Origin of the sequence: Pseudomonas sp. FSL R10-2964, from assembly GCF_009600035.1 — a bacterium.
Lineage (GTDB): Bacteria > Pseudomonadota > Gammaproteobacteria > Pseudomonadales > Pseudomonadaceae > Aquipseudomonas > Aquipseudomonas bubulae.
In genome coordinates, this window is sequence record NZ_WIWH01000050.1 from 16527 (window position 1) to 25992 (window position 9466).

The window sequence follows — 9466 nt, forward strand, 5'->3', positions numbered from 1 at the left end:
TAAAAATACGAATTTTCCTGAAGTGTTGGATTCTCTAGAATCCCGCGTTATGCGCAAGCCACTTTGGTGGCCGCCGGTTTAGAGAGGGAAATGACCATGAACATGAAAAAAGCAGCAGTAGCCGTACTGTTATCGGCAGGTTTGCTGGCGATTGCGGGTTGCGACCAGGCTGAAAAAGCCGCGCAACAGGTGCTGAGCAAAACCGCTGAATCCGCTAAACAGGCAATTGATGACACTCACAAGGCTGCGGAGCAAGCGCTCAGCGAAGCCACCGGTGGGCTGATTGAAAAAGAAAAGCCTGAGCAAGAAAAGCAAGATTCATCTAAAGCTATTTAACTGGTCTTACTGCAGAGTCCGAACACACCTATGGAATATCTTTTACAACTGGCTGCCAGCCCCGCAGCCTGGGTCGCTTTAGCCACGTTGATCGTGATGGAAATCGTGCTGGGTATCGATAACCTGATCTTTATCTCGATTTTGACCAACAAACTGCCTGAGCAATACCGCACCAAGGCACGCCGTATTGGTATCGGCATGGCGCTGATCCTGCGTCTGGGCTTGCTGGGTACCATTGCCTACATCGTGCAACTGACCACGCCGGTATTTGAAGTGCTGGGCAAGGCCTTCTCGTGGAAGGACATGATCCTGATTGCCGGTGGTCTGTTTCTGGTGTGGAAGGCCACCAGCGAAATCCACCACAGCATGACTCCGCAAGTGGAAGAAAAAGCCGACAGCGTGTCGTCGAAAGTCACCTTGGGCTTTGCCGCTGCCATCGGCCAGATCCTCATGCTTGACCTGGTGTTTTCCATCGACAGCATCATTACGGCGGTGGGCATGACCGAGCACTTGCCGATCATGGTGATTGCAGTGGTGGTGGCGGTGATGGTGATGTTGCTGGCTTCGGAGCCTCTGGCCAAGTTCATCAACGACAACCCGACCGTAGTGATGCTGGCCCTGGCCTTCCTGATCATGATCGGCATGACCTTGATCGCTGAAGGGTTCGGTGCCCATGTGCCGAAAGGTTACGTGTATGCAGCGATGGCGTTCTCGGCCACGGTTGAAACACTCAACATTGTGGCGCGTCAGATCCGGGAAAGGCGTCAGGCTGCGCTGATCAAGTAAACGCAGGTTGATGTTAAAAAGCCGTCCACTCTCTTTGGGGTGGACGGCTTTTTTGTGGGTTCAATGTGCGCTTGCTGCGCCAGCTACCGGTTTTTCAGGGATATCTTGCGGTTTTGCCTGCACCTGCGGGTGATGATGGCGGCTAATACGCATCAGGCCCCAGAGCATGGCGCCAGCAACGGCCAGCCAACCGGCAATCAGCAGAAAAATAGTGAGTATCGGGCTCATCAGTGCCTCCTTTGCCCCCTACGGGCTCAAACACACGCTAAGCAGATGACAGTCTAGCCTGTGCGATGTTGCAGTCTATTGACCGAAGGTCGTGTAGGGCTAATCGATTCGCTCTATATCAGCCATTGGGCTGTGGCTTAAGGCTATACCTCGCATTATTGGCGCCCTATGATTGACGGTCATGGCGGACTTTGAGGTCTGGCGTTTATTAAGAGCGAGGCAATATGCGGGCAGTGACAGGGGCAAAATCGGCGCGGCTGTGGCTGATGGGGGTGTTTGCGTTAGCGATGGTGGGCTGCGCCAGTGTCGAACCCCCTGAGTTTCGACGCTTGCCAGAACGGGTAGAGCTCAATGGCGTGCCGTTTTTCCGCGGCAATGCCAACCAGGGTGCCCCGCAAATATTGGCGGGCATGCTCAGTGAGCAAAGAGTCCGCATCACCCCCGGACTTTTGGTCAAACCGCTGCAGTTACCGGGTGCCGAAGCCTCATTGCAATCTAATATCGAGCAGCTTGCGGCGGGTTACGGGCTGATGGTGTACCCGCTGGACAAATCCCTGTCTGCGTTGCTGACTCAAGTGGCAGCCGGCTACCCGGTGATGCTGCGATTTAGCGACGGCACCCTGTGGTCCGAGCCGCGCTACGCGATGCTGGTGGGTTACAACCGCGCCAAAGGCACGGTGTTGCTGCGTTCAGGTATGGAGCGTCGGCGGTTGATGGACTTCAGCAAATTCGAGTCGGCGTGGAAGGATGCTGGCGGCTGGGCCGTGCTGATCCTGTCGCCAACCCAGTTGCCGGCCAACGTCGACAAGACCCGCTGGCTGAAAATTGCCAATGAACTGTCCCGCTCGGGCCAGGAACAGGCCGGGGCTACAGCGATCAAGACTCTGGAGTCCCAAAAGTAAGCGTTGGCATCACCCTGTGGGAGCTGGCTTGCCTGCGATGCAAGCGACGCGGTGTGACTGGCACAACGCAGCGATGCCATCGCGAGCAAGCCCGCTCCCACATAGCCACCACAAGAGTTAAAAGCCGAACTTGTCCCGCAAGCTGTAATACCAGGCACCCAAAGCAGTCAGCGGTGTACGCAACAGCTGTCCGCCGGGGAAAGGGTAGTGGGGCAGATCGGCAAACGCATCAAAACGCTCTGCCTGCCCGCGCAGGGCTTCAGCCAGCACCTTGCCAGCCAGATGGGTATAGGTCACGCCATGCCCGCTGCAACCTTGTGAGTAATAGATGTTGTCACCGATACGACCGACCTGAGGCAGGCGTGACAGCGTCAGCAGGAAGTTGCCCGTCCACGCGTAGTCAATTTTCACATCCTTGAGCTGCGGGAAAGCCTTGAGCATTTTCGGCCGGATAATCGCCTCGATATTGGCAGGGTCCCGTGCGCCATACACCACGCCACCCCCGAAAATCAGACGCTTGTCACCGGACAGGCGATAGTAGTCGAGCAAGTAGTTACAGTCCTCAACGCAATAGTCCTGTGGCAACAGAGTCTTGGCCAGCTCATCACCCAGGGGCTCGGTGGTGATTACCTGTGTACCGCAGGGCATGGACTTGGAAGCCAGCTCCGGTACCAGATTGCCCAGATAGGCATTGCCTGCGACGATAATGAACTTGGCTCGCACCTTGCCCTGGGGGGTATGCACCACAGGATTGGCGCCGCGTTCAATGCGAACAGCGGGGGACTGCTCATAAATGGTGCCGCCCAACGACTCCACGGCAGCGGCTTCGCCCAGCGCCAGATTAAGCGGATGAATATGCCCGCCGCTCATATCCAGCAGCCCGCCCTGATACTGATCACAGGCAACCACTTCACGAATCCGGCGCTGATCCAGCAGCTCCAGTGACGTATTGCCATAACGCTCCCAGAGTTTTTTCTGCGCTTCCAGATGGCCCATCTGCTTGGCGGTGATGGCGGCAAACACGCCGCCGTCTTTCAAATCGCACTGGATCTGATACTTGGCCACACGCTCACGAATGATCTTGCCGCCTTCAAAGGCCATCTGCCCCAGCAACTGAGCCTGCTTGGCGCCGACAGTGCGTTCGATCACATCGATATCGCGGCTGTAACTGTTAACGATCTGGCCGCCATTGCGTCCGGAAGCACCGAACCCCACCTTCGCTGCTTCCAGGACCGTGACCTTGAAACCGGCCTCCAGCAAAAAAAGCGCACTCGACAGCCCGGTATAGCCGGCGCCGATAACACACACATCCGTTTCCACCTCGCCCTGCAGGGCAGGGCGTTCAGGGGCTGGATTGGCTGAAGCCGCATAGTAGGACTGGGGATAGGGAGTGTTCGACATTCTGCAGCCTCTGTTTTATATTTTTTACGAGTGAAGCCGATGCTACCTGAGTTGAAAACCGCCCGCCAGCCACTGGCGGCTGAGTGTTTTAAGGTTAAAAATAAAAAATTCGACTATTCATAGGGTTAGCTGCAAAAAAGGTGTTGACACCCCTCCGCAAATCTATAGAATGCGACCCCACAGCAGGCACGTAGCTCAGTTGGTTAGAGCACCACCTTGACATGGTGGGGGTCGTTGGTTCGAGTCCAATCGCGCCTACCAAACAAAATCCGCTCTGCTGGGCGGTCTAGAAGGGCTCACCGAAAGGTGGGCCCTTTTTTGTTGTCTGCGATTTGCAAAACCCCCACCTCAAAACGCCAAATCAGCCCCCACCTCCAGGTACTCGATACCTTTCTCTGTGTGCCCGTCCTGATAGTGTTTGGTCGCGCGGCTTTGGTGATGGATGGCATGACCTGGAAGGGGCGCAAGACCAGCAGCGAACAGGCTTTGTCCTGGCCACGCCGGGAAGTGCATCTGGATGGCGAGAACAAAGCCGCCAACTATTTGCCTGCGCGTATCCAGTACGGGCAGATGGCCTTGGCGGCCGAAATTCACGCCGACGATATTGACCCAATCGACAAACGCAAAGGGGCCGTGACATTGGAGCGTGTCGAGGGGGCCGTGACACGCGAGTACGCAACGATCCCGAACACCAGCAAGCGGTTATTGCCTGCGGCGCCTGATCGGCCCAGTGCGACGCAGTTTGCGGACTACTTGCTGCAACGAGGATTGTTTTCTGTAAAGGTATAAACAGATGATGGCATTCGTAGTGGCCAGTACTAAAAGTTACTAGTAGAAGTTACTTTGAGTGCTTTAGTATGCTCCTCTCAAAAAGGGAGTGATGCATGTTACCTAATCCAAAAAGCAGTAATTTTCGCTCGGCTCTACGTAATGCGCGCAAGGATGCAGGGCTCACATTGACTGAGTTGGCTGATGCTGCAGGCATATCCAATGTTATGCCTGGACGCTACGAGCGAGGCGAATCTCAGCCTACGATGGGCACTTGGCAAGAGTTGAACAAAGCTCTGTTTGAGGTCGATGACGAGGAAGTTGAGGCAGAAGCGAAAAAGCAGGAAATCGGCGAATCACTTTCCGACTCGTCTATTGAGCAGATACTTGAAGAGCTAAAAAGCCGCGGATTCAGCACGGTTAACCTTTCCTACAGCTGATTCGTTGACCCAGCCCCGCTATCTAGTGGGGTTTTCTATCTCAGGTGCCACCATGACTTTCTATGACGAAATGGCCATGATGGCTCTGGAGATGATCACCGAGTTCGGCCAGTCGATACTTGTCGGTAATGTCCTTCCCGGCGAGTACGATCCCGAAACCGGAACGTCAGATCCTGACATTATCACTGAGCAAACTGCCCAAGGCATCCTGCTCGACTTCACTGGCCAGGAATTCCAGAACAACAGCCTCATCAAGCAAGGCGACAAGAAGCTCAAGATTGCTGCGCAGGGGCTTGAGTGGGTGCCTGACCTGCTGAGCAAGATGTCAATTCAAGGCCGCACCTGGTCAATCGTTCCTCCGCTCAAAGAGATCAACCCTGCCGGGACACCGATCCTCTATGAATTGCAGGTGCGATCATGAGCAATCATTACGCAGGCAAGAGCGGCAGTTTCTCAGCTCAAATCCGGGCCTTCGCGGATCGAGCGAAAGATGCCATTGATATGACGATGCGCGACATCATCATCAACATAGGTAACAGCGTTATCACGATGTCACCTGTGGGCACTCCTGATGTCTGGAAGATTAACAAGATCAGTCGCGAGTACAACCAGGCCGTCGCGGAACACAACGAAAACCTGCGCCAAAATCCGCAAAACTTCGACAAACGTGGCTATCTCAAGCGCGGCTTAAAGCTCAATGACGGCATGGGCATACGTGCGCCGCAGGGCTGTGTGGGCGGGCGCTTTCGCGGCAACTGGATGTTCAGTGTCGGATCACCTGACACCTCCACGGTGGATCAGGTAGACCCCCGGTGGTAGCCGTTCCATGGCACGTATCGTCAATGGTGCCCTGGAGTTCAATGCAGGGGAGACGGCTTACATCACCAACTCACTGCCTTATGCCATCCCCTTGGAGTACGGGCATTCAACCCAGGCACCGAGCGGTATGGTTCGGATCACCCTGGGCAACTTTCAAAAGATTGTTGAAGAGGCCATCAGGAAGAACCAGGTATGAGCCATAAGATTGTTCGCGCACTGTTTGAGGCCCGGCTGGCAGCTTGGGCAAAGCTGCAGAAGCCTGTACTGCGCATTGCCTATCAAAATGTGGTGTTCAAGCCTGCTGACGGCGAAACCTACCTGCGGGCTTTCTTGATACCTGCTCACACGGGGAGCGACGACCTCGCTGGCGAGCATCGGGTTTATACCGGTCTGTTTCAAATCACCATCGTCACACCTGCCGGAATGGGTTCCGGTGCGGGCGAAGGGTTGGCAGATGACCTGTCTGCTTTGTTTGCCCTCAATGATCGATTAACCCGGGGTGACTTCACGGTACTGGTGATGACCCCGGTCGAGCCTGGTCCCGAGCAACAAGAAGACACCGGCTGTGCGTTGCCTGTGTCGTTTCAGTACCGTGCCGACACGACTTGATCAGTACTTAGGATTTGGCGCGGCGGCTTCTGAACCACTTCACTAAATACCAAGGCGCGGCCAGTATCAGAACAAGAATCGCCGCCAGGGGCAGAGAGTCAACCCAGAGGGACGCTAGAAGCCTGGATTCGATCAACCAACCTTGTGCACTATTCGGATCGGTTTGGGCGTAGGCCGACAGCAGTGCAATCACTGAGGTGATTATCGCGAACCAAATGGCGCTACGAACTTGCTCTCGATTCATATGTGTTTGATTCCCGGAGTGGCATTAAGTAAGGCGCGCGATCCTATCAACCAGCCGTCATCCGGTCGATGGCTCTATTTGCCAATCCACTGACTTCATCCTAATACGCCCATACCCGAAAGAGTGCTGCGGGCTGCTGCTGGCCATCGGGCGCAAGCAGCAGTACTTCCCGTGCCGGAACATTGCCAGCGAGCCGAATGAAGAGTTTCGTCTCGATCCAGAAGACTACGCAGCAGCGGAAGACCTGGGCGAGGTGATCGGCATTGTTCACTCACACCCGGATGCCACCAGCCGGCCGTCTCCGCATGATCTGGCGATGTGCGAGGCTACGGCGTTGCCATGGCACATCCTGAGTTGGCCTGAAGGCGACTTGCGCACTATTACACCGACCGGAAACATGCCGCTGCTTAAGCGTCCGTTTGTTCACGGCGCGTGGGATTGCTGGCAGGTCTGTGCGGATTGGTACAAGCGCGAGTGGGGGCTGGAGTTTGAAGCTTTTAGACGGGAGGACGGCTGGTGGGAGAGTGCTGGCAACACCAGTTTGTACGAAGCCAATTACGAGGAGGCAGGTTTTGTGCGGGGCGACCAGCCACGGCGTGGTGACCTGATCGTTATGGCGATTGGGCGAACGGTTCACCCGAATCATGCTGGGATTTATCTCGGTGATGATCCGGAGCTGCCTGGAGAAGAATCAGGGGTTTTCGGGCCGGTGCCGTTTTTGTTGCATCACCTGTATGGCAGGCCGTCAGAGGTGATCGTTTATGGCGGCCCTTGGCTGGATCGGACGCAGCTGATCCTCAGGCACACAGATGCAAAATAACTAAAATGACGAGGCTTACCCGCAGGAGATCAACATGCACCAACTTAAAACTCAAATGACGAGTACTGGAGCGCTTGTGGTTACCGGTATTGGTACTGGAATTGAAACCAGTCAGCTTTTGATTTCAGCTGATAGATTTTCGATCAAGAGTGTTGAGCAATTTCTGGCAACAGAGAAAGCCGACCTGTTGGAGCGTCGACTTGCACGGATTGAGAGCAAATTAGGGTTTAGTCCTTTGGGTGATCGCTGAAAAATTCCGAGATCCTCTTGGGGTTCGGACGAACAGGACTGTTCTTGGGCATCGCCTCCGCCACGCGCAATGCAAAGACCCTTGCAGTCTCGAGGCCTTCTTTTCCTTGAGAAGCGGACAATTGATGAACAAGTCCGGAAATTACGCAATTGAGATTTTGTAGGTCTGAGCCATGCGCGTTGACGGCGTCGATCAGTTTCTGACTCAGTTCGCTTTGTTCCATTTTGCCTCCTTGGTAATCCGCGCCGAAATTAGCGCAACCCCAGTCCGTGGGCTTGCAGGCAAAAGACTGGGGAATTCTGTTGCGTAAGTGCTGGAGGCTACTACTACAGGCAACGGGGTGTTACTGAGGATTCGTACATGCTGCAACCATTTGCTAATCTATAGGCAATCTGCGTACACTTTACGCCAATGAAAACAGTCTTCTTTGAAACCACAAGCTTCACCGCCACGGTAGGTGATTACCTGACTGACGATGAATACCGGCAGCTTCAGGTAGAGATGCAGGCGAACCCGGCCGCAGGCGATGTAATGCCGCGCACGGGTGGATTCCGAAAGCTACGCTGGCAAGACGCCCGCAGAGGAAAGGGCAAGCGTGGCGGGTTGCGGGTCATCTATTACTGGCTGCTGGATGATGGTCAGTTCTGGATGTTCGCAATTTACGACAAGGATGAGCTTGAAAACCTGACCGCTGATCAGGAGAAAGCGCTGAAGGCGGCCATTGGTGCAGAATTGAAACAACGAGGTGGGAAATGAAAAAGCGCGATCTGTTTGCCGAGCTGATGCAAGGCGTGAACGAGATGGGCGAACATCGCGAAGGGAAGATCACCCTTCGCCAGTACGAAGTGGAGGCGATGCCGGCCCCCGAGGTGACTGCTGCCGAGATCGTTTCTCTGCGTGAAAAATTGCACATGTCCCAGCCAGTGTTTGCCCGGCAGATCAGAACCAGCCCGGACACACTGAAAAATTGGGAGCAGTCGAAGTCAAAGCCGAATGCCCAGGCAGCACTACTGATCAAGTTGGTCCAGCGCTTCCCTGATATGGTTGATCGCCTCAACGCTGTTTAAGCTGACCTGTATATGAAAGCCCGGCCCTCGCGCTGGGCTTGTTGCATCTGGTGCCTTACCAGCAAACGAGCCGCAAGCCGCCTACTAGATCTAATATTTCATCGGGGCGATTTGGCTGGATCTCCAATATGGAGATCAGACCATCAATCACCCTGCGCGATTCTTGACTGACCGGTTTTCCATGAGGCAGCAGCAAGTCTGCAATCGGATAGCACTCATTCGGCCAGTTTTTAAGCGCATTGATTAGTAGGTTACGTTTTTCTACCAGTGCGTAAGGACCATCGGCTGGATCTGCAAGCGCTAGCCTCAGTTTCGTGAATTCAAGTTGCATTATCTGCATCCTAGCCAGTAAAAAAACGCCCGGCAGCCCAGGCTTGGGCTACCTGTAATGGCGCTGGCGAAGCACTTCGGAGCAGCGCTTGGCGATTGTCAAAAAGTGCCAGCCAGTAAAAAGCATCAGCCCAACGGCACTGTACGCAGCGACTCCCAATGCTGTTATACCTACTTGGTTTGTAGCGTGTATGAGTTCTGGAGCAACGTCTTTGGCTACCCATAAGTAGTAACTGCCGGCCAGAAAACTTGGTCCACCAATTAGGGCAAGCGCCCAACTATTGAGCTCCGACCAAGGCCGCTTACGTTCGTTTCGAAATAACTGTAGAGCTTTATTAAGCGCCTTCAATTGGACTTCCTCAGACTTGGTTATAGGGCACAACGCTACTATGAATCGCCCCTAGTTTCGTAGACACCTCCAAGCCTTAAAATGAGGCCCATTAGGAGGTGCCATGAGCAACCAGCG

14 protein-coding genes, 1 tRNA gene and 2 pseudogenes are annotated in these 9466 nt (G+C 54.6%); 13 read left to right on the plus strand and 4 right to left on the minus strand.

Translation table 11 applies throughout. The features are described from left to right. Positions 1–96: 96 nt before the first annotated feature. Together GHN92_RS21730 and GHN92_RS21735 are read left to right on the plus strand one after the other, a co-directional pair. The gene (locus GHN92_RS21730) at positions 97–336 is read left to right on the plus strand and encodes a hypothetical protein (RefSeq protein ID WP_095002448.1); all 240 of its coding nucleotides are present in this window, start codon (positions 97–99) and stop codon (positions 334–336) included. Between the two features lie 30 nt (positions 337–366). Then, complete coding sequence (locus GHN92_RS21735) at positions 367–1122, plus strand: TerC family protein (RefSeq protein WP_095002290.1); 756 nt, start codon at positions 367–369, stop codon at positions 1120–1122. Between the two features lie 60 nt (positions 1123–1182). Here GHN92_RS21735 and GHN92_RS23920 read toward each other — a convergent pair whose 3' ends face one another. Beyond that, positions 1183–1350 carry a hypothetical protein gene (locus GHN92_RS23920; protein WP_165446485.1) on the minus strand — a complete coding sequence of 56 codons (168 nt, stop codon included), beginning with the start codon at positions 1348–1350 and terminating at the stop codon, positions 1183–1185. A gap of 224 nt (positions 1351–1574) precedes the next feature. On the opposite strand from GHN92_RS23920, the gene GHN92_RS21740 reads away from it, so the two are divergent. Then, complete coding sequence (locus GHN92_RS21740) at positions 1575–2252, plus strand: hypothetical protein (RefSeq protein WP_095021187.1); 678 nt, start codon at positions 1575–1577, stop codon at positions 2250–2252. Between the two features lie 117 nt (positions 2253–2369). Here the strand turns inward: GHN92_RS21740 and GHN92_RS21745 are convergent, their stop codons facing one another. Continuing rightward, positions 2370–3653 carry an FAD-binding oxidoreductase gene (locus GHN92_RS21745; RefSeq protein WP_095004068.1) on the minus strand — a complete coding sequence of 428 codons (1284 nt, stop codon included), beginning with the start codon at positions 3651–3653 and terminating at the stop codon, positions 2370–2372. 184 nt (positions 3654–3837) lie between these two features. Between GHN92_RS21745 and GHN92_RS21750 the strand changes: the two genes are divergently transcribed. The 8 genes and pseudogenes from GHN92_RS21750 (at position 3838) to GHN92_RS21785 (ending at position 7603) form a co-directional block, all read left to right on the plus strand. Beyond that, a tRNA-Val gene (locus tag GHN92_RS21750) sits at positions 3838–3914 on the plus strand. Between the two features lie 162 nt (positions 3915–4076). Further along, positions 4077–4442 (plus strand): annotated as a pseudogene (locus tag GHN92_RS21755) (DnaT-like ssDNA-binding protein); the annotation flags it as partial. Between the two features lie 95 nt (positions 4443–4537). After that, positions 4538–4861 carry a helix-turn-helix domain-containing protein gene (locus GHN92_RS21760; protein WP_095018789.1) on the plus strand — a complete coding sequence of 108 codons (324 nt, stop codon included), beginning with the start codon at positions 4538–4540 and terminating at the stop codon, positions 4859–4861. Positions 4862–4913: 52 nt separating this feature from the next. Continuing rightward, positions 4914–5282: a hypothetical protein gene (locus tag GHN92_RS21765; RefSeq protein WP_095018790.1), complete on the plus strand. Its 369-nt coding sequence runs from the start codon at positions 4914–4916 to the stop codon at positions 5280–5282. Then, a pseudogene (locus GHN92_RS21770) lies at positions 5279–5876 on the plus strand (hypothetical protein). Before GHN92_RS21765 ends, GHN92_RS21770 begins: the two are co-directional and overlap by 4 nt. Further along, entirely contained in the window at positions 5873–6289 is a 417-nt protein-coding gene (locus tag GHN92_RS21775; RefSeq protein WP_095018791.1) for a phage tail terminator-like protein, read from the plus strand. Before GHN92_RS21770 ends, GHN92_RS21775 begins: the two are co-directional and overlap by 4 nt. Positions 6290–6609: 320 nt before the next feature. Then, positions 6610–7353 (plus strand): C40 family peptidase, encoded by a 744-nt coding sequence (locus GHN92_RS21780; protein ID WP_133144971.1) that lies wholly within the window; start codon positions 6610–6612, stop codon positions 7351–7353. Between the two features lie 34 nt (positions 7354–7387). Then, on the plus strand, positions 7388–7603 hold the full coding sequence (locus GHN92_RS21785; protein WP_130871701.1) for a DUF1983 domain-containing protein: 216 nt from the start codon (positions 7388–7390) through the stop codon (positions 7601–7603). Here GHN92_RS21785 and GHN92_RS21790 read toward each other — a convergent pair. Beyond that, positions 7581–7826, minus strand: a complete 246-nt coding sequence (locus GHN92_RS21790; protein ID WP_095018794.1) for a hypothetical protein — start codon at positions 7824–7826, stop codon at positions 7581–7583. The two genes, GHN92_RS21785 and GHN92_RS21790, sit on opposite strands and share 23 nt — an antisense overlap. 188 nt (positions 7827–8014) lie before the next feature. On the opposite strand from GHN92_RS21790, the gene GHN92_RS21795 reads away from it, so the two are divergent. Together GHN92_RS21795 and GHN92_RS21800 are read left to right on the plus strand one after the other, a co-directional pair. Continuing rightward, entirely contained in the window at positions 8015–8359 is a 345-nt protein-coding gene (locus GHN92_RS21795) for a hypothetical protein (protein ID WP_019827010.1), read from the plus strand. Continuing rightward, entirely contained in the window at positions 8356–8670 is a 315-nt protein-coding gene (locus GHN92_RS21800; RefSeq protein WP_019827011.1) for a DNA-binding transcriptional regulator, read from the plus strand. Before GHN92_RS21795 ends, GHN92_RS21800 begins: the two co-directional genes overlap by 4 nt. Before the next feature lie 55 nt (positions 8671–8725). On the opposite strand, the gene GHN92_RS21805 is transcribed toward GHN92_RS21800, so the two are convergent. Further along, positions 8726–9001, minus strand: a complete 276-nt coding sequence (locus GHN92_RS21805; RefSeq protein ID WP_095025051.1) for a hypothetical protein — start codon at positions 8999–9001, stop codon at positions 8726–8728. Between the last annotated feature and the right edge of the window lie 465 nt (positions 9002–9466).